Here is a 21,419-nt window from a genome sequence, read left to right as displayed (position 1 = left end):
CCTTCGTGGCCCTCTTCGGCCGCTGAAGGTGAGGATGGGCGTGACTCCGGCCAATTGTGCGAGGGGGTCGACCCTATGGGGCGCGGCCGTGCGAAGGCCAAGCAGACCAAGGTTGCCCGCGACCTGAAGTACCGCACTCACGAGACGGACTTCGGCGCGTTGGCACGGGAGCTGCATGGCGAGGACGACAATCCGTCCGACCAGGCGAGCGACGAGCGCGACGACCACGACGAGTGGTCGGACTACATCGACTCGCGACCCTCGCGAGACTGACCGCCTGACGTCCTGACGTCGCCCGCGTGTGCCGCAAGGTGCGCGCGACGCTTCGCCCTGCTCGGCGCGGGCCGGAGAGCGCGACCCGGCGCGTCTTGCCCTCTCACGTGCGTCGAGTCGGCGCATCCTGCCCTTGACAGGGGCAAGACGCGCCGACTCGAGGGGTCCGAGAGGGCAAGTTGCGCCGACTCGCGGTTGCGAGCGTCAGCGGGTGGCGGGGAGCCAGACGCCGCGGAGCCGGCCGACCTCGCGCATCCGGCGCTCGGCGAGCCGGTCGGCGGCGACGGCCGGCGGCACGCCCTCGTCGGTGGCGAGCGCGAAGACCTGGTGCGCGGTGTCGAAGATCTTCGTCGCCCGAGCCTTGGCCCGCTCGAACGAGAAGCCCTCCAGCTCGTCGGCGACCTGGATCAGACCACCGGAGTTCACCAGGTAGTCGGGGGCGTAGAGGATGCCGCGGTCCTGGAGCTGCTTCTCGACGCCCTCGTGCGCGAGCTGGTTGTTGGCCGCGCCGCAGACGATCCGCGCCGACAGCACGTCGACGACGTCGTCGGTGAGCGCGCCGCCGAGGGCGCAGGGGGCGTAGACGTCGAGCTCGTCGGCGACCAGCGCGTCGGTGTCGGGGACGATCCGGACGACCGGGAGCTCCTTCTGCACGCGCGCCAGGGCTCCGCCGTCGACGTCGGTGACGACCACGGTGGCGCCGTCGTCGACGAGGTGCCGCACGAGGTGGTGGCCGACCTTGCCGACCCCGGCGATGCCGACGGTGCGGCCGTGCAGGGTCGGCGCGCCCCAGGTCACCTCTGCCGCGGCGCGCATGCCCTGGAACACGCCGTACGCCGTCAGCACGGAGGAGTCACCGGCGCCGCCGTGCTCGACGGTGCGGCCGGTGACGAAGTCGCACTCGCGGGCCACGAGGTCCATGTCCTCGCTGAACGTGCCGACGTCGCAGGCGGTGTAGTAGCGGCCGCCCAGCGACTGCACGAACCGGCCGTAGGCGCGCAGCAGGGCCTCGGTCTTGAGCGTCTTGGGGTCGCCGATGATCACGGCCTTGCCGCCGCCGAGGTCGAGCCCGGCGAGGGCCGCCTTGTAGGACATGCCGCGGGAGAGGTTCAGGACGTCCTGGAGGGCGTCGGCCTCGGCGGCGTACGGGTAGAAGCGGGTGCCGCCGAGAGCGGGACCGAGAGCGGTGGAGTGGATGGCGATGATCGCGCTGAGGCCGGTCGGCTCGTCGTGGCAGAAGACGACCTGCTCGTGGCCGGCGGCGGTGGCGAAGACGCCTGCCTGCGGCCCGGGTGCTGCGGGGTGGTTCCCGGTCACGGTGGTGACCCTTCCGTTTTCGGGCCCGCGGGGGTGGTGCGGGCTGGAGGTCAGGTGCGGCGACGGGTGCGCGGGGGTGGTGCGGCCGTCGGGACAAGCCTAGAGCCTGGTGACGGCGTGTTTGTCATCCTGCAATCGACGTAGAACGTGGCTCAAATAGGCCATTGTCGTAAATTTCCACCGGATCTAGGCTGCTGAGTGCAACACTGAACTGGAGGGACGGCGGCCGTACGTTTGTGCGTGGGGGGCTGTCGAAGGTCAACATGAGGGAGGCCCGCATGGACACGCGGCCACCGGAGTCCGAGCCCCTGCTCACCCCTGCGGAGGTGGCAGCCATGTTCCGGGTCGACCCGAAGACGGTCACCCGCTGGGCCAAGGCAGGGAAGCTCAGCTCCATCAGGACCCTGGGCGGGCACCGCCGCTACCGCGAGTCGGAAGTGCGCGAGCTGCTCACCGGGATGGTTCCCGAGCAGCGTCGAGGAGACGACTCGGCCTGAGGCGGGACGACGAGGTCCTCGCCTGAGGGTGAGGACGGGGAAGGCCGTGCCCCAAGCATCTGCATGGATGCTTGGGGCATCAGTCTTTGAGGGGCCCGTGGGCTACCGCAGCCCGCGCACGTAGGCGCGCAGCTGGCGGGCCTCGTGCAGCCGGCGCTCCCAGGTCACGCCGGTCGCGATCAGCAGCGCGCCGGCGGCGCCGATGAGCACCCAGCGGGGCACCGCGTCGCCGATGTACGGCGCGGCGAGCCGGACGACCAGCAGCGCGCCCGTGACCGCGCCCCAGACGACCGGGGCGGTCCAGCGCAGCCGCGCTCCGACGAGCACGAGTCCCAGGGCGGCCAGGCCGAGCAGCAGCACCCGCGGTCCGGACGGGTCCGCGAGCGACCAGATCAGCGACGGCGCCAGGGCCAGCGTCAGCCCCGGGCCGAGCATCGCGACGGTCGTGGCGTCGGACCGCCGGCGCAGGTGCCACAGGCCGACGGCCAGGAGGGCGAGGGCGCTCGGCAGCGTGTAGGCCTCCGGTTCCCGCACTCCGAGGTCGAGCAGCCGGACCCACGTGGCAGCAGCCAGCAGGAGCCCGCCCGGCCAGGCCGCGAGCCGCCGGGACGGTCGGGCGATCGCCACGGCGGTGACGGCGGCGCCGGCGACGGTCAGGTAGACCGCGGCCCACGTCGACAGCTGCTCGGAGCTCGCGACGGCGAGCCCGGCGAAGGCGGCGGGCGCCGCGGCCGCGGCGGCTCCGACCTCGAGGCCCGGGCGTCCGGTCGCGCCGACAGCGGCCAGGAGCAGGAGCGCGACGAGCGCGACCCACGTGTCCGGAGCGTCGGCGAGGGCACCGACCGCAAAGGTGAGCGCCGCCAGCGTGACGGCGACGGCCGCGCCCGCGACGTCCCCGACGAGGCTCCGGTCGTCGAGGTGCACCGCGAGCGCCGCGAGCAGCACGAGCGCGAGGGCGACGACGAGCGTGACCTCGGACGGCTCGGCGAGCGCGAGCCCGGCGAGCAGGAACCCGGCCGCGAGGCCGAGCTCGACGAGGGAGCGGCCGAGGAACCACCAGGCCAGGAAGCCCAGGCCCGCGGTCAGGGCGAGCGCGACCAGCAGCCAGGCAGACGGGGCGTACAGCGCAGCGGTCAGGACGACGGCGGCCGCCATCACGCCGGCGCAGCCCCGCGGCTCGGCCGCCGGCCGGTGGAGCGAGGCGACGGTGCCGACGAGCGCGGCGGCGCACAACGGCAGCAGCCAGGCGGCGGGTGCGGGCGCGGTGAGGGCGGCGACCGGCACGCCGTCCACGACGTCGCGGAGCCGGAGCAGTCCCTCCGATGCGAGCCACGCGCCGGTCAGCGCGACGCCGGCCGCGGCGCACGCCTGCGTGACCACGGCAGCAAGGCCCCACGGCCGCGGCACGAGCCACGCGACCAGACCGGCCGGCACCAGCACCGCCAGCGCGGTCATCGTCGCCACCGTCGGACCCTCGCCGAGCACGGCCGGCGCGACCACGACGCCGACCGTGACCGCTGCGCCGACGGCGACGCCGGCCACCCGCGCCGTCTCCGGGAGCCGGCGCACCAGCGCGACTCCCACCGCCAGCGCCGCCGCGGCGAGCGCCGGCCACACGTGCTGGCCCAGCCACAGCTCGCGGAACGTCGCGTGCTCGACGACCCGCGCGGTCCCGACCGCCAGCAGCACGAGCCAGGACAGGCCCGCGACGACGAACGAGACCACGGCGGCAACGGGGAGAAGCAGCCGGCGCAGCCCCTCGGCGGCCAGCAGCACGAGCACGACCGTGACCAGCAGGTCGGCGTCACTGGCGCCCTGGTCGACGTCGGACAGGCCGAACGCCGAGAGCGCGACACCCAGCCCGGTGACGACCTGGGCGCCGACCAGGTCGCCCACCTCCGTCCGTCGTACGGCGAGAGTGAGGGCGGTGCCCGCCAGCGCCAGCGCGCCACCCAGCACGACGAGGAACACCTCGACGTCGAGATCGCCGAACCAGCCGGCGTTCTCGGCGCCGAACACGTCGAGCGCGAGCAGGCCGAGCGAGACGACGACCAGCGACTCCGCGCCCGCGCGCAGCCCGCGCCGGCCGAGCCACCAGCCGAGCCCACCGGTCAGCGCCGTCAGCACGAGCAGGGTGACGGTGCGACCGCCCACGCCCATGACCGACCAGGCGACGGCGAGGAACACGACGGCGGCGACCAGCACGCACAGCGCGCCCAGGGCGAGCAGGACCTGCGGCACGGAGGTCGCCCGGACCCGGGACGTCCGGGCGGTGGTGGGCGCGAGAACGGGGGCGGGCGCCGCCACGGCCGGAGCCGGCATGGCCGAGGCGCGCAGCTCGACGAGCAGGTCGTCGGCGGTCGCGAGCGTCTGGAACAGCCGCGCGGCCACCGGCCCGAGCAGGGGAAGTCCGCAGGTGTCGCAGCGGACGGAACGCGGCGTGATCGGCCGGCGGCAGTCGGGGCAGCGCTCGGGGTCGGCGTACCTGGTCGGCGAGGGCATGGCCTCAGTAGGCCACGTGCGGGACCGGTGCGTGCACCGATCCCGCACTCAACCCGCTGAGTAGACGTACTCAGCTCAGGACAGGCTCATCCGTGGCTCGCCGTTGACCAGGCCGGACCCCGCGATCCGGCAGGCGCCGCCACGTGGCACGCCGCCGTTGTAGGCCTGCCGCACGCACGAGCGGGTCGCGAGCTGTGCCCAGTAGTTGGGGTGCAGGCTCTCCTGGACGTAGTACGGGCTGTTCGAGCAGCACGTCGACACCGTGCGGATCTGGTTGACCCACTCCGTCTGGTCGACCGCGCCGGCGCTGCGCCAGTCGGCGATACCGCGCTCCTCGTAGAGCCCGACGGTGCTCTCGCACAGCCGCCGCCCGTTGAACGCCGACGCGAGGTCGAGCGTCTTCCGGTTGGTGATCCCGGCATCGGCTGCGGCACCGGTGACGGCCGCGTTGATCGTCGGCAGCGCGCTGCCGTTGGCCCAGTCGGCGTCGGCGTTCCAGAAGCCGCAGCCGCCGGTGCTCTGCCGGGTGTAGCCGCTCTCGGAGTAGCGGAAGCCGCTGCCGTTGGGGATCGGCGACGGGTAGTTCTGCACCAGCAGCGTCCACTGCGTGTCGGCGTACCCGGCGTTGCGCATCGCCTGCCGCACGTTGGCGTACGCCGTGGCGACCCGGGCGCGGACGGCGGCGACGTTCGCGGCGGTGAAGTTCTGCGTCACCGAGCTGTCGTCCTTGCAGTAGTCCTTCCACCACGTCGGCGACGCGAGGAAGTCCGTCACGCACTGCTGGACGATCGAGGCGAAGTTGAAGTCGTTGCCGCCGATCGAGACCACGACCATCCTCACGTTGTGGGAGGCCGCGAAGTTCTGCAGCATCAGCGCCTGACCCTGCTGGCCGCCGCTGTTGTAGAAGTCCAGGCCGGGTTTGAAGCGCCCGTTGGAGTCCGTGTACGTCGAGGTCCGGGCGCCGCTGCACGCGAGGTTGAGGCCGTTGACGCCACCACCGACGTACGCCTCCGACGCCTTGCTGCGGTGGCACCGGTCGATCTGCTCGGCGGTGCCGGAGGCGTTGTCGTAGTAGGCGGTGGGACCGAGCGCGTCGGCCCGGCTGCTGGACGCGTTGGATGACCCGGCCCAGCGGCCGGCCTCGCCGGAGATGTAGGAGTCGCCGAGCGTGACGACCCAGGGCGTGCCGACACCCGGGCCGTCCGCGGAGGCGGCGGGCGCGGTGAGCACGACGAGCCCGCTGGACAGCAGGGCGGTGAGCAGGGCGAGGCCGACGGCGAAGCGGGATCGTCGACGCCGGGCGGGGTGGAGCAGAGCCACGAGAATGTCTCCTTCGACTGCACGGTCCCCCCGGCAGGTCGACGGCAAGGAACCTAGCGACCCCCGCGTCGCCTGGGAAGAGGCAGCGTCAGGCGAGGCGTGCGACCAGCACCGTCACGTCGTCGAGCAGGGACCGGTCCGCGAGGGCGGCGACGTCCGCCGCGAGCTCGTCGACCGGCTTGCGCACGCTGGCGCCGACCTGGGCGACGAGGGCGGCGACGCCGACGTCGACGTCGTGGTCGCGGGCCTCGATGACGCCGTCGGTGACGAGGACGACGGTGGCGCCGGGCTCGAGGGGGACGTCGAGCACCTCGCGGTCGACGTCGTCGAGCAGGCCGAGGGGCACGCCGGTGCCGCCGCCGACGACCTGGACGAAGCCGTCGGCGTCCGCGACGACCGCGGGCACGTGCCCGGCGTTGCAGAGCCGCAGCCGGTGCCCGGCCGCGTCGAGCAGCAGGGTCACCGCTGTCACGAACTGGTCGCCGGCGTCGCGGCTGACCAGCTGGTCCGCCCGGGTCATCACCACGCCCGGCTCCGGGTCGACCGTGACCAGGCCGCGGATGCCGGCGCGCACCCGGATCATCGTGGTGGCCGCGTGCACGCCCCGGCCCATCACGTCGCCGACGACGAGGGCGATCTCGCCGCTCTCGGTCTCGATCACGTCGTACCAGTCGCCGCCGACGTGCTCGAGCTCGTCACCGCCGGGGGCGTAGCTGGCGGCGATCTGCACACCCGGGACCTCGGGCAGCGGGCTCGCGGCCAGGCTGCTCTGCAGCTGGTCGGCGATCTCGGTGGTGCGCTGCTGGTGGTGCGCGCGGACCGCGGCGAGCGACACCTGGGCGGCCAGGTCGTCGAGCAGGATCAGGTCCGAGGACGGCAGCTCGCGCGTGCCGCGCAGGAACGCCGTGCCGCCGTCGGCGAGCAGGGTCAGGTCGTCGGGCACCCGGAGCCGGGCCCGGCCACCCATGAGCGCCTCGATCGCGACGAGGTGCGGCTCCAGGGCAGCGGAGATCTCGGCAGCCGTCTCGGCCAGGGTCAGCTCCGACATCAGCTGGCGGAGCAGCTCGCTGCGGGCGCTGGCCAGCCGCTGCTGCGCGTAGGCGCGCTCGAGGTCGCGCGCGGTCTCCTTCTCGTGGGTGACGTCGCGGACCACGCCGATGGTGCCGGAGGCGTCGCCGTGCTCGTCCTTGGTGACCTCCCCGAACGCCTCGATCGCGTGCACGCTGCCGTCGGGGTGCACGATCCGCGAGCGCAGGACGTACGGCGACAGCGTGGAGAGCGCCTCGTCGACGATGGCCAGCATCTCCGGCGAGTCCTCCGGGTGCAGCATGTTCGCCCAGGTCTCGAAGGTGCCGTCGTACCCGCCCGGCGGCAGCCCGAAGATCTCCTCCAGCCGCCGGTCCCAGAGCACCGCCCCGTCGGACATCCGCCACTGCCACGCGCCCAGCCGGGCCGCGCGGTGCGCGAGGCGGAGCCGCTCGGCGGCGGCCGCGCGGAGCGCCTCGTCCTCGCGGGCGGCCGTCATGTCGTCGGCGACCACGACCATGCCGACGACCACGCCGTTCTCGTCACGGACCGGAGTTGCGGCCAGTCCGGCCAGCCAGGTCGCGCCGTCGAGCCGCCGGGCGTGCGCGTCCCCGCGCCAGGTCTCGCCGGCCAGCACCTTCATCATCGGCTCCTCGGCGTCCGCGGGCTCGATGAGCTCGGTCAGGCGCCGGCCGACCAGCTCGTCCCGGGTCGCCGCGAAGGCCTCGGCGCCGGCCTCGTTGGCGAAGGTGACCACACCCTCGGCGTCGGTCGCCACCACGCAGAGCCGGATGGCGTGCAGGAGGCTGAGCTCGTCGATGTAGCGCTGCACGACCGCGACCCCTCCCTCCCCCGTCCGTCCCGCCGGACGCGCCCATTGTCGTCCTTCCGGCGGGATGGGGAAGGGAATCAGGGCAGCCCGCTTCCGCGATCCTCGAGGACGGACGCCCGGGTTCCGTCCAGCACGGCGGCCGTGCTGCCTGCCGGGACGACCACGTGCAGCGCGTTGCGGTCGACGGTGAAGGTGCCCGGGGTGCTGCCGGCCACCTCGCCGTCCAGGTTCACCGGCATCGGCCGGTCGGTCTCCAGGCGTACGGCGCGCGTGGTGAGGTGCACGACGCGGTCGTGATCGACGAACGAGCCGTCCTTGAGCAGCCGGGCGATGCTGACGTGCTCGCGCAGCCTCCCGCGCACGATGACGGACACGTCGAGCAGGTGGTCGTCGATGCCCGCGGTGGGTGAGACCGCGTTGCCGCCGCCGTAGTGGCGCCCGTTGCCGACCGCCACCTGGAGCAGGTCGTCGAGCTCGAGCGCCTCGTGGTCGCCCTCGGGGAAGGTCAACCGGGCGGCGAACGGGGCGTGCCGCCGGTAGGCCCGGAGCGTGGCGACCGGGTAGGCGACCGGGCCGAGCCGGCGCTTGAGGCGCGGGCTGAGCGCCTCGGTCACGCCGACGGAGAGCCCGGCCGACGCGACGTTGAGGTAGGCGCGGCCGTCGAGGCGACCGAGGTCGACGTCCACGACCGACCCGCTCGCGAGCGTCGAGCACGCCGAAGCCACGTCCGGCGGCAGGCCGAGGGTGCGGGCGAAGTCGTTGGCGGTGCCGAGGGGCAGCACGCCCAGCGTCATCGAGGTGCCGGCGACCCGCGCGGCGGCACAAGCCACGGTGCCGTCCCCGCCGCCGACCACGAGCAGGTCCGGACCGTCGGCCACCACCCGGTCGAGGACCTCGGCGAGCTGACCGCCGGACTCGACCGTGTGGGCGGAGAGCACCGGCACGCCCTCGGCATCGAGCTGCGTCATCGCCTCGTCGTACGCGCGCGCTCCTCGCCGCGCCCCGGTGTTGACGACGACGGCGGCGCTGCGAGCTTCGGCGGCGTTCCTCATGCGGGCGAACGTAGGCGGCGACTCTGAGAGGTTCGTGAGACGGGGCTGTGGCGCGCGTTCGGGTGGCGGACCGGGCGGAAACTGGTCCGGACCGGGGGTGTCGCTCGCGGCGGTCCGCGCGCAGAGTGGACGGGTCATTGACGCCGGGGGGTGGGAGTGGCTGGGGCAGCGTTTCGCCACGACGTGGTCTTCTACGACGGAGGAGCGGGTCTCCTCCCTGCTGTGCTGCCCTTCGTCGAAGGCGGCGTCGAGCGCGGTGAACCGACGCTGGTCGCGCTCGCGGGGCGGCGGCTGACGCTCGTCCGCGACGCGATGGGCGACCGGGCCCGCGCCGTCGAGTGGATCGACATGGCCGACATCGGCCGCAACCCCGCCTGCCTGATCCCGGCCTGGCGCACGATGCTCCAGGAGCACGACGCGGACGCTCCGCTCAACGGGGTCGCGGAGCCGGCCTGGCCCGGCCGGAGCGACGCGGAGCTCTCCGAGACGCTGCTCAACGAGGCGTTGTTCAACCTCGCGTTCGAGCCGACCCGGCCGCTGCGGCTGCTCTGCCCCTACGACCGCCGCGGCCTGCCGGCCGGGGTCGTCGAGGAGGCGGCCCGCGTCCACACGGGTGTCGACGACCTGGTGACGGGGATCGAGCACGCGCGGCTGATGTTCACCCGGCCGCTGCCCGGCGCCCCGGAGGGCACGGCGGGGATCCCCTTCGACGGCGCCACGCTGGGCCTGGTGCGGGGCCTCGTACGGCGGGAGGCGGAGGCGGTCCGGCTGCACCCCCACACCACCGACGACCTGGTGCTCGCGGTCCACGAGGTCGCGGCCAACAGCGTGGTGCACGGCGGCGGCAGCGGGTCCGTGGCCGTCTGGCGGGGCGCCGGGTCGCTCGTCGTCGACGTGCGCGACCCCGGGGTCATCGACGACCTGCTGGTCGGGCGCGGCTCGATCGAGCTCGCCTCGGAGCACGGTCGCGGTGTCTGGATCGCCAACCAGCTCTGCGACCTGGTCCAGGTGCGCTCGGGCGAGCACGGCACGCAGGTGCGGCTGCACACCTGGCTCTGAGCCCTGCGATCGACAGGGTCCGGCGGCCGGGTCAGGCGCGGTCGAGCATCTCGTGCATCCGGCCGATCTCGGCCGTCTGGGTGAGCGCGACGTCGGAGGCGACCTCGCTCACCATGATGTCGATGCCGTCGACGGCGACGTCGTCGGCCATGTCGATCGCGCCCTGGTGGTGCTGGATCATGCCCTCGAGGAAGAGCCGGTCGAACGCCGTGCCACGGGCCTTCGTGAGCTCCTTCATCTGCGCCTCGGTCAGCATGCCCATCATCCCGTTGTGGCCGTGCTGGCTGTGGTCCCACTCGCTCGGGTCCTCGGCCGCCGTGGGGACGGCCATGTCGCGTTCCTTCAGCCAGGCGGCCATCATCAGGATCTCGGGCCCCTGGGCGGCGCGGATCCGGGCGGCGAGGTCGCGGACCTGCGCACTGGCGGCGTGCGTCCTGGCGAGCCTGGCCATCACGATGGCCTGCGCGTGGTGCGGCACCATCATCTGCATGAAGGCCACGTCGGCCTCGTTGAACTTCGGCTCGACCGCCTTCTCGGCGTCCTCGGGCGCGATCGTGCTGTTCTCCTCGCCGGGGCCGCCGGGCTGGAGGATGCCGGGTGAGCCGTCACCGCTCGCCGCGGCAGCCGGACCGGCGCCCTCGTCCGACGTACAGGCGGACAGGGACAGGGCGAGGGCCAGCCCGGCGGCCGTGACGGCCAGAGGGCGGGAGAGTCGTCCGAGCACGGTTCTCCTCCATCGGTGACGACCGGCACTTCCTCCGGCCGAACACGTCCAAAACGGCGAAAACATCTTTACTTTCGCATCTGACGCACGGTACGACGGTATCGACCGCTTCGGAAACCCCGGAGCGATCGTCGACATGAAAGGTCTCGGGTTCATGTACTCATCTCGGAGAGGCACGTCCCTGCCCGGACGCGCCCGCCTCGCCGCCGCGGCCGCCCTGGCCCTCGGACTCACGCTGTCCGCAGGTCCGGTGCTCGCGCACGGCAACCACGACAACGCCACCGGCGCTCGGGAGCAGTCCGGCGCCAAGGACCTCTGCACCGACGCCCGCGAGGACCGCCTCGAGGCGGCGGGCGACAACTTCGCGAAGGCCTGCCTCCCCGGCCAGGACCTCGCGCAGACCAAGAGCTTCGAGTCCGACCTCGCCGAGGGCGAGGTCGACTCGAGCCCCAACACCAAGCTCGTCGCGAACCTGCCCAAGCAGGGCCGGTTCGACTCGACCAGCGCACTCAACAGCGACCTGGCGTTCCAGGGCAGCTACGCCTACGCCGGCAACTACGAGGGCTTCATGGTCTACGACATCTCGAAGCCCGAGGAGCCCAAGGTCGTCAGCCAGGTCGTCTGCCCCGGCTCGCAGAACGACATCTCGGTCTACGGAAACCTGCTCGTGCTGAGCGTCGACTCCAGCCGCAGCAACAACACCTGCGACAACGTCGCGCAGTCCGCGACGATCAAGGAGTCGTGGGAGGGCATCCGGGTCTTCGACATCAGCGACCCGGCCAACCCGCGGTACGTCGCCGCCGTCGAGACCGACTGCGGCTCGCACACGCACTCGCTCGCCCCGAGCCAGGACGGCGCGAACCTCTACGCCTACGTCTCGTCGTACAGCCCCAACGCGTCGTTCCCCGACTGCCAGCCGCCGCACGACTACATCTCGGTCGTGAAGATCCCGGTGGCCGCGCCGGAGACCGCTGCGGTGGTCTCGAAGCCGGTGCTCTTCCCGGAGGGCGGCAACCCGGGTGGCAACGGGTCCAGCACGACCAGCGGCTGCCACGACATCACGGCGTACCCGTCGAAGGACATCGCCGCGGGCGCCTGCATGGGTGACGGCATCCTGCTCGACATCAAGGACCGCGAGAACCCCGTCGTGACCGAGCAGGTCCGCGACACGACCAACTTCGCCTTCTGGCACTCCGCCACGTTCAACAACGACGGCACCAAGGTGCTGTTCACCGACGAGCTCGGCGGTGGCGGTGCCGCGACGTGCAACCCCGAGGTCGGCCCCAACCGCGGCGCGGACGGGATCTACGACATCGAGGACGGCAACCTGGCGTTCAAGAGCTACTACAAGATCTCGCGGACCCAGGGCTCCACCGAGAACTGCGTGGCCCACAACGGGTCGCTGATCCCGGTGAACGGCAAGGACATCATGGTGCAGGCCTGGTACCAGGGCGGCATCTCGGTGTTCGACTTCACCAACTCGACGAAGCCGCAGGAGATCGCCTGGTTCGACCGGGGTCCGCTCCCCGCCGGGCAGATCGGTGGGTCGTGGTCCGCGTACTACTACAACGGCTACATCTACTCCAACGACATCCAGAAGGGCTTCGACGTCATCAAGGTCGATGACAGGGTCATCAACCGCGCGTCCAAGAACCCGATGGACGTCTTCAACCCGCAGTCGCAGCCGTCCTACAACGGCTGACCTGCGGGCCTGCGACACTCGCACGCATGACGGACCCCGGAACCACCACGGTTCCGGGGTCCGTTGCGTGGGCGGCCCGGGCGTGGGGGCGCGACGTGGTCGCGGCTCGTCCGCTGACCGGTGGCTGGACCTCGACGATGCTTCGGCTCACCGCCGCCGACGGTGACGAGGCCGTGCTGCGGGTGCTGACCCGCGACCCGTGGCGACGGCACGGCGAGGGGCTGTTGACCCGGGAGCGCGACGTGCAGCGCCTCCTCGCGGGTACGGCGGTGCCGGCGCCCACCAGCCTCGCGCTGGACGCCGACGGTGCCGCGGCCGGCGACCCGGCCCACCTGATGTCGGTCCTGCCCGGGGCTCTCGAGCTGCGCCGCTGCGACGACGCCCTGCTCGACACGCTCGCGGCGCTGGTCGCGGACGTGCACGCCGTCGACGCCGACCCGCGGCCGCGGGAGTACCAGAGCTGGGCGCCGCCGGCGAAGTGGCAGCTGCCCGGGTGGGCCGGCCGGCCGGCGCTGTGGGCGTCGGCCTTCGAGGTGCTCGCGCTGCCGACCCCGGCGTACTCGGGGACGTTCCTGCACCGCGACCTCCACCTCGGCAACGTGCTCTGGCAGGACGGCGTCGTCACCGGTGTCGTCGACTGGGTCGAGACGTCGTGGGGTCCGGCCGAGCTCGACGTCGCGCACGCCGCGACCTACCTCGCGATGCTGCACGGCCCGGACGTCGCGACCGGCTTCGTGGAGCGGTGCCTGCCGGGGCCGCTCGGCGACGCGCGGAGGTACTGGCACGTCATGGACGTCGTCGGTTACCTCCCCGACCCGGTCAAGGTCGCGCAGCCGTGGCGCGAGCAGGGGATCGACGTGAGCGACGAGCAGGCCCGCGCGCGGCTCGAGCAGCGCCTCGCCGACGTCCTGGCTGGCTAGCCTCGCTCCATGGGTGAGGAGTCCTGGCTGGAGCTGCGGTTCCGCGACGTCGACGCGTTCGGGCACGTCTACCACGCTGAGTACCTCACCTTCCTCGACACGCTCCGGGCCCGCTGGTTCGCCTCCGTGGGCGTCGACGACCCCGAGCAGTACGTCGTCGCCCGGGTCGAGATCGACTACCTCTCCTCGCTCGTGCTCGCCGACGACCGGGTGCGGGCGACCTTCGAGGTGGAGCGCGTCGGCACGTCCAGCGTCACCCTGCGCGAGGCCGTGATCGCGGGGGACGGCCGCGAGGTGGCGCGCACCCGCGTCGTCGTCGTGCTGCGCGACCCGGCCACCGGCGCGTCACGCCCGGTGCGGGACCACGAGCGGACGGCCCTGGCGCTTTCAAAGTCGAGCGGGTCGCTCGACTAGAATCGTGGGCATGACCACGACCTCGCTGACCCGTCTCCCGTCCTACGACGACGTCACCGTGGTCGTGCCCGCGCCCGGCGATGGTCCCGGCAACTGGTCCGGCGCGGCGAGCGCGGTGCTCGTCGACGGCACGTTCTGGCTCACCTGGCGGGTGCGGCGACCGCTCACCGACGGCCGCGGCGTCAGCGTCGTGGTCGCCCGCTCCGGCGACGGCGTGCAGTTCGAGACCGTCACCGAGATCGACCGCGAGGCCTTCGGCGCCGAGTCGTTCGAGAAGCCGGTGCTCGTGCCCGTGCCCGGCCTCGGCTGGCGGCTCTACCTGTCCTGCGCGACGCCCGGGTCCAAGCACTGGTGGGTCGACAGCCTCACCGCGTCGACCGTCGAGGACCTGCCCGCCGGCCACCAGCAGGTCGTGCTGCCCGGCGACGAGCACGCCGGCGTCAAGGACCCGGTCATCACGCGCGGGCCCGACGGCTGGGACTGCTGGCTGTGCTGCCACCCGCTCGACGAGGCGGGCCACGAGGACCGGATGACCACCCGGCACCTCACCAGCGACGACGGCCTGACCTGGACCGACCACGGCGTCGTGCTCGCCGGGCGGGCCGGCGCCTGGGACGAGCGCGGCGCGCGCGTGACGACGGTGCTCCCCACGCGTGAGGGCGAGCCCCTCACGGTGCTGTACGACGGGCGTCCCGACGCGGCGTCCAACTGGTACGAGACCACGAGCGTCGCGCGCTGGGACGGCAGCCGGCTGGTGCCCGACGACGCCGTCGGGCCGATCGGCTCCCCGCACAGCGACGGCGCGTTCCGCTACGCCACGGCGGTCGAGCTGCCCGACGGCCGGGTGCGCTACTACGTCGAGGCCGCGCGGCCCGACGGGGCGCACGACCTGGTCACGCTGGTTCGCTGAGCCGCTCCGACGCGCGCTCCTGGAACGAGCCGCGGCTCTCGGTGCCCAGCCAGTCGCCGAAGTCGTCGCCGGTCAGCTCCTGCAGCAGCAGCACGTCGTCGGCGAACCGCGGCACCAGCCGCTCCCGCACCTCCTCGGCGAGCCGGGGGCGATGGCCGTTGCTGGCCCCCTGCAGCCGCGCGACGACAGGCTCGCTGGCCCGGCGCCACAGCTCCGGCGGGGCGAACTGGCCGAGCCGCGCGCCGGCGCGCACCGCCGGCCCCAGCACCCGCGGGCGCCAGCCCGGCTCGACGAACGGCCGCGCGTTGTCCTTCGGGATGCTCGACACCCGCCCGGTGCCGATCCCGAGGAACCGGCACGTCCGGTCCACCGCGTCGGCCGGGTGGTCGACGATGTCGCGGTATCGCAGCACGAGGATCCGCTCCGGGTCGACGTACCGCCGCAGGTGCGCGAGCTGCTCGCCGTACCGCCCGAGCTCGAGGTAGCGCCAGAACGGTGCCCAGCCCGCGTCGATCCGCTCCTGCTGGCGGGCCAGGCTGGCCTCGAAGTCGCCGACCGGTTCGAGCCCGTCGGACCACAGGTGCATCCAGTTGCTGTACGCGCGGTCGATCGGGTCGCGCACCACCGCGATGACGCGGGCGTCGGGCAGCCCCTCGGCGATCCGGCGGTGGGCGCCGCGGCTCCACAGGTAGAACGGCGTGCTCTCGCCGCGCACCTGGTCGGCACGGGCCGGCTCGAACAGGGCGTCGTACCGGTCGCGCCGCCAGATCCACTCCCGCTGCGAGTGCTTGTCGCCGGGCCCGCACCACGCCGGCGGCGGCGCGTCCTCGCAGAGCCAGTACTTCGGCTCCTTCGGCCGGCTGGTGAACACCTCGGGGTGCTGCGCCAGCGCGGCGTGCAGGGCGGTGGTGCCCGCCTTGGGGGCCCCGATGATCAGGAAGTCGGGTCGTGCCGGTCGCGCCATGAGCACTCCTGAGGTCGCTTAGGGCACAAAGTTTACTGACACAGTGATGAAAGCGGGAGCCCCGGGGGCGCGCCCGCGGCAGGGTCTCGGTATCTGGGTGGTTCTGCCGCGCCCACGGTGCAGGAAGCAATACCGTGGACGGCATGAGCGCCGGCGATCTCGAGGCCCGGCTCGCCCGGGCGATCCGCGACGAGCGCCTGGCTCTCCACTACCAGCCGGTCGTCGCCCTGCCGTCCGGCCGGGCGACCGGCGCTGAGGCCCTCGCCCGCTGGCACGACGAGGCGCTGGGGGTCGTGCCGCCGGACCGGTTCATCGGGGTCGCCGAGAGCACGGGGCTGATCCACGACCTCGGCCGGTGGGTGCTGCGGGAGGCGTGCCGCGAGGCAGCCCGCTGGACCCGCGACGACGACGGACCGTCCGTGTCGGTCAACGTCTCGCCGGTGCAGCTGGTCCGGCCCGACGTCGTCGACAGCGTCGCCGAAGCGCTCGACGCCTCGCGCCTCGCGCCCGAGCGGCTCACCCTCGAGATCACCGAGACCGCCGCCGTCCTGGACCTCGAGGTGACCAGTGCCCGGCTGGCGCGGCTGCGCGACCTGGGCGTCCGGGTGTCCCTCGACGACTTCGGCACCGGCTTCTCGTCGATCACCCTGCTGCGCGGGTTGCCGATCGACCAGGTCAAGATCGACCGGTCGTTCGTGGCCGGGCTGCAGGAGAGCGCCGAGGACGCCGTGGTGGTGCGGCTGGCGATCGACGCCGCGCACCTGCTCGGCTACACCGTCTGCGCCGAGGGCGTCGAGACGCCGGAGCAGGTCCGCCAGCTCGTCTCGCTCGGATGCGACGCCGCGCAGGGGTGGTACTTCGGACGCGCGGTGCCCGACCCCTCCGACCTGCTGGTGCGCGCCGACCGGGTCCCCGAGGAGCGCGAGCCGGACCTGGACGGCCCGAGCTGGATGTCCGCGCCCGACCTGGTGATGGCACTCTCGCCCGAGGGCCGGATCCGCTACGCGTCCGCCTCGTCGACGCGGGTGCTCGGCGTGCTGCCGGAGGACCTGGTGGGCACCCTGGTCTCCGACCTCACCCACCCCGGCGACGGCATCGAGGGCGGCGCGCCAACGGCCGGGCCGGGCGAGACCGTGGTCCGCCGGATCCGCCATGCGTCGGGGGAGTACCGCTGGCTCGCGTCGACCGTCCAGCACCTGCGCAACGCCGAGGGTGAGATCCGCGAGTACGTCTCCACCAGCCGCGACGTCAGCGACCTCGTGGAGACCCGGCAGGAGCTCGCCGCCGTCGAGCAGCGCTTCCGGGGCGCCTTCGACGGCGCGCCGATCGGCATGGCCCTGTCCGACCTCGGCGGCCGCATCGTCCGTGTCAACGACGCCCTCGCCGACCTCGTCGGCCACGACCCGGCGGCGATGGTCGGGATGACCGTGGACGACCTGACCTGGCCCGACGACCGGCACGCCGACGCGGCCAACCTCGACCTGCTCCGGTCCGGCAGCGAGAGCGCGCACCGCGTGCTCAAGCGGTACGTCGACCGCGAAGGCCGGGCGGTACCGGTCGAGGTCTGGGCTGCCACCGTCGACGGGGGCGAGGGCCAACCCACGCTGGTCGTCGCGCACGTGATGCCGGTCGCCGACGAGGTGCTGACGCCGGGGCGCGTCGTGGACCACCGGCCCGGAGCCGGGTCCTAGCCGCCTGCGGCTGCCGCACCGGGTCGCGGAGACCGTCGCGGAGATCCGCGCCGCGCTGCTGCGGCACAAGGTCGTGTTCCTCCGCGGCCAGGGCCACCTCGACGACGAGGCCCACCGCGCCTTCGCCGAGCGGACGGGCCCGCTCACCACGGCCCACCCGACCGTCAACACGGGCAGCGCCCACGTGCTGCGCGGTGTCACCATCCCGCCGTACGGCGGCAACACGGTGTGGGCCAACACGGTCGCGGCGTACGACGGGCTGCCGGCGCCGCTCAAGGCGCTCGTTGACGGGCTGTGGGCCGTGCACACCAACAGCTACGACTACGCCCAGCGCGACGAGGAGCACGAGCAGCCCGACGCCAACGACACGCGCGACGACTTCGTCTCCCAGCTCTTCGAGACCAAGCACCCGGTCGTGCGCGTGCACCCGGAGACCGGCGAGCGCTCGCTGGTGCTCGGTCACTTCGTGAAGGGGTTCGTCGGGTTCAGCTCCTCGGAGTCTGTCGCGCTGTTCACGCTGCTGCAGGACCGGATCACCAAGCTGGGGAACACCCTTCGGTGGACCTGGCAGCCCGGTGACGTGGCGGTGTCGATCGACGGCCGGCCCAGCGAGGTGCTCGTCGGCAACGCCGAGGCCTACGGCCGCCTCGACGAGCTGATCAGCTGACGGGGCGTCTCGCGGCCCGACTGGGGTCACGCTCCTAGAGTCGGGCCGTGAGCACCGTGGCGCTGCTGGCGAGCCCGCTGCTCGGCTCCGCCGTCTGGGAGCCGGCCGCCGCCGTGCTGCGCGCGGCCGGGCACGGCGCGCTCGTCGTCGCCGCGTCCGGGCGGACGCCCCTCGACGTGCTGGCCGGGTTCCGGGCCGGGCTGCCCGACGGCCCGCTCGTCCTCGTGCCGCACAGCAACGCCGGCCTGTACGTGCCGGGCCTGGCCCCCGACGCGGACGTCGCTGCGGTCGTGTTCGTCGACGCCGCCCTGCCGCCGCTCGACGGTGGTCCCGCACCCACGGCGCCCGAGGCGCTCGTCGCGCACCTGGCCGGACTCGCCGACGACGACGGGCTGCTCCCGCCGTGGTCGCAGTGGTGGGACGCGGGCGACCTCGACGGGTTGTTCCCCGACGACGTCACGCGCCGGCGCGTGCAGGCGCAGGAACGCCGGCTGCCGCTGTCGTACTTCACGGACGCCGTACCGGCGGCGGGGTGGGGCGGCCTGCGCTGCGCCTACCTGGCCTTCGGCGACACCTATGCCGACGAGGTGGCGCTGGCCCGCTCGGCCGGTTGGCCGGTCGAGGTGCTGCCGGGCCGGCACCTGGAGCTGCTGCACCACCCGCACGCCGTCGTCGAGCGGGTTGTCGCGCTCGCGCAGCGCGCCTCGCCGTCCTCGCGTGGCGGGGGTGCCGGGGACCGCGGGCGAGGGGGCGCGTGATGAGCAGGCAGGTGGTCGCCGCGACGGTCGCGACACTGGCGCTCTTGGCCGGCGCGTCGGGTCACCGCTTTGGGGACGAAGGCCTGCCGTCGTCAGATGGCGATTTCGTGGGTGCCTGGGGGGCGAGCCAGAGGTAACCTGGCGGCGAGTTGCGGTGACATGAGTCCAGACCCTGCCTGTCCCGACATCACTGTGTCGAGCCCTGGGGAGGGGGTCAGATGTCTGGATGGTCCCACGAGCTGGTTTTCGCGCCCGAGCCGGAGAGCGCGTCGAAGGTCCGCGACTTCGTCGCTGAGCATCTCGTCGCGCACGGCCTTGCGCATCTGGTGGAGGACGCACAGCTGGTCGGGAACGAGCTCGCGACGAACGCCTTGGTGCACGCGCAGACGGCGTTCACGGTGACGTTGACGAGCATGGACGGGGTGGTGCTGCTGGTCATCCGGGACGGCTCAGGCTCACTGCCGGTCAGGTCGTCGCCACGGGCGACGGACGTGGGTGGTCGCGGACTGGTGCTGGTCGAGATGCTGAGCCATGAGTGGGGCGCGAGCCGCGACGATTCGGGCTCGAAGTCGGTCTGGGCGTCGTTCGCCACCCACGTCGACCCTGGCCCCGCCCGGACATGGACCTGAACCCGTTCGACCCCTGCTGTGACCGCTGTGCACCCGTCGGGGCTGCGGTCAGGTCCGCCCACGCGGAGAGTGCTGGTCGGCGTCGAGGACCGCGGTGGTCGGCAGCGTTCGGCGGACCAAGGACTGCGCGACCAGGCTGAGCTTCTCGTTGCGGGTGCGGGCGTAGGCGCGCAACGCGTTGAATGCGGTGTCCATGTCGACTTGGCCCGACTCGGCGAGAAGCCCCTTGGCCTGCTCGATCACGATTCTGCTGTTCAGTGCCCCCTGGAGCTGTTCTGCGAGCAGGGAGCTGCGGCGCACGCTTCGCTGCTGCAGGATCCCGATGGTGGCCACATCTGCGAGCGCGCGGGCGATCCGCTGGTCCGCCGCGCCCATCGGGGGCTGGGTCTTGCTGAAGAGGTTCAGTCCGCCGATCGCTTCGGTGCGCAAGCGCATGGGCACCGCATGGACCGAGGTGAACCCGACGTTGCCCGCCGCCTCCGCGAAGCGAGGCCATCGTGTCTCGCCGGCGAGGACCTCCACCGTGACGGGCTCGCCGGTCCGGACCGCCTCGACGCAGGGGCCGCCCTCCTGACCTTGGAGCTGGAGAAGCTCGAGCATGCGCGTCGCGCCGCTCGAGGCGGCCACCAGCTGGAGAACGCCGCGTGGGTCGATGAGGAGCAACCCCGCCTCTGCGACATCCAGGAGCTCCAGGCAGGTGTTCACCAGCCGGTCCAGGACGTCGATCACGTCGTAGTCCGTGACGAGTGTGTCGGCGAGCATCACGAAGGTTTCGGCGAGCAGCGCGTCACGCCCGGTCCCAGGGTTCCGGTGCGCCGATCGAGGGTCGTTCATCGGGTCTCCTTGAGGAACCGCCGGCGGCCGTCGACCACCTCGACCGCAAGCTCGTTCACGCTCAGGCCCTCGGCGAAGGCAGCGGCACGCAGCCGCACCATGGCTTCGTCGATGCTGCTGTCGAGTTGACCCATCACCATTCCGGCGGCTTGGTGAACGGTCATGTTGATGGTCGTGGGAGCATCAACGTCGCCGTAGTAGTCGGGCGTCTCCAACACGGCCAAGCCGACCTTCTCCATCGACGAGTAGGCGCTGCCCAACTCTTTGCGGCTCAGTGGGCCGGCCGTGTGGCGGTAGAGGTCGACTGCTCCCAGGGAGATGGCACCGATCCTGAGGGGGAAGGCGAAGATCGCACGCGCGCCGGCCAGGGTCGCCTCGTCCCGGAAGACCGGCCAACGGCCGGCGACGGCATCACGCGGATCGGTGAGATCGGCCACGAGCACCGGGGTACCCGTCGCCGAAGCATCGATGCACGGACCCTCGCCGAGGGTGACCTGGAGACGTTCTATCGCCTCGGCGACGTGGTCGGAGCCGTAGAGCGGCTCGTGGGCCCCGCTCGAGGACACGATGGACACGCCCGCCCCGTCGAGTCCGGCCTCCTTGCAGCACGAACTCAGCAGGCGATCAAGGACAGGAACCGGTGTGCCGTTCATCGCAAGCTCCTGCTCGGGTACCGACGTCGCCTCGATCCGCAGCGCGGGCCCTGTTTCGACGGCCCACGGCAGGATCCTCGGCAGTCCTCAGCCTACGCGCCGGACGCCGCCCCGCCATCTCGCTCCCTCGTCGGAGGAAACATCCTGCAGCAGGGGCCCGGTGCCGCCCCCCGGGGGGGCGCGAGGCCCAGCGTCGACGGACGCCTTCCGCTCGCCAGGAGCGAGCTCGGCAGCAAGCTAGCGGTCCTCCGTGTGGTCGTCGGGGGACGGGTTCGCCAGCGGTGCCGAGAGGGCCCCGTCCAGCGAGTCGAAAACCGGTAGAGCGGCTTGCAGCTCCGCGATGTCGAGCAGCTTGCGCACTGCGCGAGACGGTGCCACGAGGCGTAGGCACCCGCCCGCCGCCACAGCCGCTCGTGCTCGAGCCGTCAACATGCCGAGGCCGCGGCAGTCGATGAAGGTCAGGCCCGCGACGTCGACCGCGAGAAGATCGCTCGGCTTCATGAGCCGCTCCGCGAGCGGAACGGTCGCGATGTCGAGCTCGCCGGCAAGCTCGACGACCAGCCAGTCGCCGTTGTCGTGACAACTGACGGCGATCTCGGGGCCAGCCCGCTTCGTCCGGCGACCCTCATCGGGGGGCAGGCGCTCGGACGGGAACTTCCGGGTCATGAACGTCAG

The 21,419-nt window shown here is 72.8% G+C and carries 21 protein-coding genes; 11 read left to right on the top strand and 10 right to left on the bottom strand.

The window, feature by feature from the left end; translation table 11 throughout:
* Positions 1-75 precede the first annotated feature (75 nt).
* Entirely contained in the window at positions 76-273 is a 198-nt protein-coding gene (locus tag ETU37_RS15860; RefSeq protein ID WP_129988318.1) for a DUF3073 domain-containing protein, read from the top strand.
* Positions 274-477: 204 nt separating this feature from the next.
* Here the strand turns inward: ETU37_RS15860 and ETU37_RS15855 are convergent, their stop codons facing one another.
* Entirely contained in the window at positions 478-1,590 is a 1,113-nt protein-coding gene (locus ETU37_RS15855) for a Glu/Leu/Phe/Val dehydrogenase dimerization domain-containing protein (protein WP_129988317.1), read from the bottom strand.
* 278 nt (positions 1,591-1,868) lie between these two features.
* On the opposite strand from ETU37_RS15855, the gene ETU37_RS15850 reads away from it, so the two are divergent.
* Positions 1,869-2,087, top strand: coding sequence for a BldC family transcriptional regulator (locus tag ETU37_RS15850; protein WP_129988316.1), 219 nt, complete (start codon positions 1,869-1,871; stop codon positions 2,085-2,087).
* A gap of 102 nt (positions 2,088-2,189) precedes the next feature.
* Here the strand turns inward: ETU37_RS15850 and ETU37_RS23290 are convergent, their stop codons facing one another.
* From ETU37_RS23290 to ETU37_RS15830, 4 genes are all read right to left on the bottom strand, one after another.
* Positions 2,190-4,589, bottom strand: coding sequence for an SCO7613 C-terminal domain-containing membrane protein (locus tag ETU37_RS23290; RefSeq protein ID WP_165372556.1), 2,400 nt, complete (start codon positions 4,587-4,589; stop codon positions 2,190-2,192).
* A gap of 75 nt (positions 4,590-4,664) precedes the next feature.
* Entirely contained in the window at positions 4,665-5,909 is a 1,245-nt protein-coding gene (locus tag ETU37_RS15840) for an SGNH/GDSL hydrolase family protein (RefSeq protein ID WP_240755767.1), read from the bottom strand.
* Between the two features lie 88 nt (positions 5,910-5,997).
* The gene (locus ETU37_RS15835; RefSeq protein ID WP_165372555.1) at positions 5,998-7,767 is read right to left on the bottom strand and encodes a SpoIIE family protein phosphatase; all 1,770 of its coding nucleotides are present in this window, start codon (positions 7,765-7,767) and stop codon (positions 5,998-6,000) included.
* 77 nt (positions 7,768-7,844) lie between these two features.
* A complete protein-coding gene (locus ETU37_RS15830) occupies positions 7,845-8,819 on the bottom strand; it encodes a lipid kinase (protein WP_129988314.1) in 975 nt (324 codons plus the stop codon).
* A gap of 150 nt (positions 8,820-8,969) precedes the next feature.
* Here ETU37_RS15830 and ETU37_RS15825 point away from each other — a divergent pair, with 150 nt between their 5' ends.
* Positions 8,970-9,878 (top strand): sensor histidine kinase, encoded by a 909-nt coding sequence (locus tag ETU37_RS15825; protein ID WP_129988313.1) that lies wholly within the window; start codon positions 8,970-8,972, stop codon positions 9,876-9,878.
* Positions 9,879-9,909: 31 nt separating this feature from the next.
* Here the strand turns inward: ETU37_RS15825 and ETU37_RS15820 are convergent, their stop codons facing one another.
* Positions 9,910-10,602, bottom strand: a complete 693-nt coding sequence (locus tag ETU37_RS15820) for a DUF305 domain-containing protein (RefSeq protein WP_206053973.1) — start codon at positions 10,600-10,602, stop codon at positions 9,910-9,912.
* A 136-nt stretch (positions 10,603-10,738) separates the two neighbouring features.
* Here ETU37_RS15820 and ETU37_RS15815 point away from each other — a divergent pair, with 136 nt between their 5' ends.
* Genes ETU37_RS15815 through ETU37_RS15800 form a run of 4 tightly spaced genes read left to right on the top strand, consistent with a single transcriptional unit; the run spans position 10,739 to position 14,548 of the window.
* Positions 10,739-12,304 (top strand): LVIVD repeat-containing protein, encoded by a 1,566-nt coding sequence (locus tag ETU37_RS15815; protein WP_165372553.1) that lies wholly within the window; start codon positions 10,739-10,741, stop codon positions 12,302-12,304.
* Between the two features lie 26 nt (positions 12,305-12,330).
* Positions 12,331-13,224: a phosphotransferase family protein gene (locus ETU37_RS15810; RefSeq protein ID WP_129988311.1), complete on the top strand. Its 894-nt coding sequence runs from the start codon at positions 12,331-12,333 to the stop codon at positions 13,222-13,224.
* 9 nt (positions 13,225-13,233) lie between these two features.
* Positions 13,234-13,638: an acyl-CoA thioesterase gene (locus tag ETU37_RS15805; RefSeq protein WP_129988310.1), complete on the top strand. Its 405-nt coding sequence runs from the start codon at positions 13,234-13,236 to the stop codon at positions 13,636-13,638.
* Positions 13,639-13,648: 10 nt separating this feature from the next.
* Positions 13,649-14,548, top strand: coding sequence for a glycoside hydrolase family protein (locus tag ETU37_RS15800; RefSeq protein ID WP_129988309.1), 900 nt, complete (start codon positions 13,649-13,651; stop codon positions 14,546-14,548).
* Here ETU37_RS15800 and ETU37_RS15795 read toward each other — a convergent pair.
* On the bottom strand, positions 14,532-15,512 hold the full coding sequence (locus tag ETU37_RS15795; protein ID WP_129988308.1) for a sulfotransferase family protein: 981 nt from the start codon (positions 15,510-15,512) through the stop codon (positions 14,532-14,534). The two genes, ETU37_RS15800 and ETU37_RS15795, sit on opposite strands and share 17 nt — an antisense overlap.
* A gap of 143 nt (positions 15,513-15,655) precedes the next feature.
* Here ETU37_RS15795 and ETU37_RS15790 point away from each other — a divergent pair, with 143 nt between their 5' ends.
* The 4 genes from ETU37_RS15790 to ETU37_RS15775 all read left to right on the top strand — a co-directional run bounded on the left by ETU37_RS15790 (position 15,656) and on the right by ETU37_RS15775 (position 19,257).
* Positions 15,656-17,203: a sensor domain-containing phosphodiesterase gene (locus tag ETU37_RS15790; protein ID WP_129988307.1), complete on the top strand. Its 1,548-nt coding sequence runs from the start codon at positions 15,656-15,658 to the stop codon at positions 17,201-17,203.
* Positions 17,204-17,207: 4 nt separating this feature from the next.
* On the top strand, positions 17,208-17,870 hold the full coding sequence (locus ETU37_RS15785) for a TauD/TfdA dioxygenase family protein (protein ID WP_129988306.1): 663 nt from the start codon (positions 17,208-17,210) through the stop codon (positions 17,868-17,870).
* 47 nt (positions 17,871-17,917) lie between these two features.
* Positions 17,918-18,628: a hypothetical protein gene (locus ETU37_RS15780; RefSeq protein ID WP_129988305.1), complete on the top strand. Its 711-nt coding sequence runs from the start codon at positions 17,918-17,920 to the stop codon at positions 18,626-18,628.
* A gap of 218 nt (positions 18,629-18,846) precedes the next feature.
* Complete coding sequence (locus ETU37_RS15775) at positions 18,847-19,257, top strand: ATP-binding protein (RefSeq protein ID WP_129988304.1); 411 nt, start codon at positions 18,847-18,849, stop codon at positions 19,255-19,257.
* A gap of 48 nt (positions 19,258-19,305) precedes the next feature.
* On the opposite strand, the gene ETU37_RS15770 is transcribed toward ETU37_RS15775, so the two are convergent.
* From ETU37_RS15770 to ETU37_RS15760, 3 genes are all read right to left on the bottom strand, one after another.
* Entirely contained in the window at positions 19,306-20,091 is a 786-nt protein-coding gene (locus ETU37_RS15770) for a GAF and ANTAR domain-containing protein (protein ID WP_129988303.1), read from the bottom strand.
* Positions 20,088-20,744, bottom strand: coding sequence for a GAF and ANTAR domain-containing protein (locus ETU37_RS15765; RefSeq protein WP_129988302.1), 657 nt, complete (start codon positions 20,742-20,744; stop codon positions 20,088-20,090). The genes ETU37_RS15770 and ETU37_RS15765 overlap by 4 nt, the downstream gene beginning before the upstream one ends.
* A 237-nt stretch (positions 20,745-20,981) precedes the next feature.
* Positions 20,982-21,410, bottom strand: a complete 429-nt coding sequence (locus ETU37_RS15760; RefSeq protein WP_129988301.1) for an STAS domain-containing protein — start codon at positions 21,408-21,410, stop codon at positions 20,982-20,984.
* Positions 21,411-21,419 lie beyond the last annotated feature (9 nt).

This window comes from Nocardioides iriomotensis (genome assembly GCF_004168035.1).
Taxonomy (GTDB): Bacteria; Actinomycetota; Actinomycetes; order Propionibacteriales; family Nocardioidaceae; genus Nocardioides_B; species Nocardioides_B iriomotensis.
Note: the sequence above shows the minus strand (reverse complement) of the source record. Positions and strands in the feature narration are given on the sequence as shown.

Bases quoted from the DNA above. Each gene is read 5' to 3' on its own strand.
- ETU37_RS15860 (WP_129988318.1), top strand. From the start codon at position 76: ATGGGGCGCGGCCGTGCGAAGGCCAAGCAGACCAAGGTTGCCCGCGAC.
- ETU37_RS15850 (WP_129988316.1), top strand. From the start codon at position 1,869: ATGGACACGCGGCCACCGGAGTCCGAGCCCCTGCTCACCCCTGCGGAG.
- ETU37_RS23290 (WP_165372556.1), bottom strand. From the start codon at position 4,589: ATGCCCTCGCCGACCAGGTACGCCGACCCCGAGCGCTGCCCCGACTGC.
- ETU37_RS15830 (WP_129988314.1), bottom strand. From the start codon at position 8,819: ATGAGGAACGCCGCCGAAGCTCGCAGCGCCGCCGTCGTCGTCAACACC.
- ETU37_RS15815 (WP_165372553.1), top strand. From the start codon at position 10,739: ATGAAAGGTCTCGGGTTCATGTACTCATCTCGGAGAGGCACGTCCCTG.
- ETU37_RS15810 (WP_129988311.1), top strand. From the start codon at position 12,331: ATGACGGACCCCGGAACCACCACGGTTCCGGGGTCCGTTGCGTGGGCG.
- ETU37_RS15805 (WP_129988310.1), top strand. From the start codon at position 13,234: ATGGGTGAGGAGTCCTGGCTGGAGCTGCGGTTCCGCGACGTCGACGCG.
- ETU37_RS15800 (WP_129988309.1), top strand. From the start codon at position 13,649: ATGACCACGACCTCGCTGACCCGTCTCCCGTCCTACGACGACGTCACC.
- ETU37_RS15795 (WP_129988308.1), bottom strand. From the start codon at position 15,512: ATGGCGCGACCGGCACGACCCGACTTCCTGATCATCGGGGCCCCCAAG.
- ETU37_RS15790 (WP_129988307.1), top strand. From the start codon at position 15,656: ATGAGCGCCGGCGATCTCGAGGCCCGGCTCGCCCGGGCGATCCGCGAC.
- ETU37_RS15775 (WP_129988304.1), top strand. From the start codon at position 18,847: ATGTCTGGATGGTCCCACGAGCTGGTTTTCGCGCCCGAGCCGGAGAGC.
- ETU37_RS15770 (WP_129988303.1), bottom strand. From the start codon at position 20,091: ATGAACGACCCTCGATCGGCGCACCGGAACCCTGGGACCGGGCGTGAC.
- ETU37_RS15765 (WP_129988302.1), bottom strand. From the start codon at position 20,744: ATGAACGGCACACCGGTTCCTGTCCTTGATCGCCTGCTGAGTTCGTGC.
- ETU37_RS15760 (WP_129988301.1), bottom strand. From the start codon at position 21,410: ATGACCCGGAAGTTCCCGTCCGAGCGCCTGCCCCCCGATGAGGGTCGC.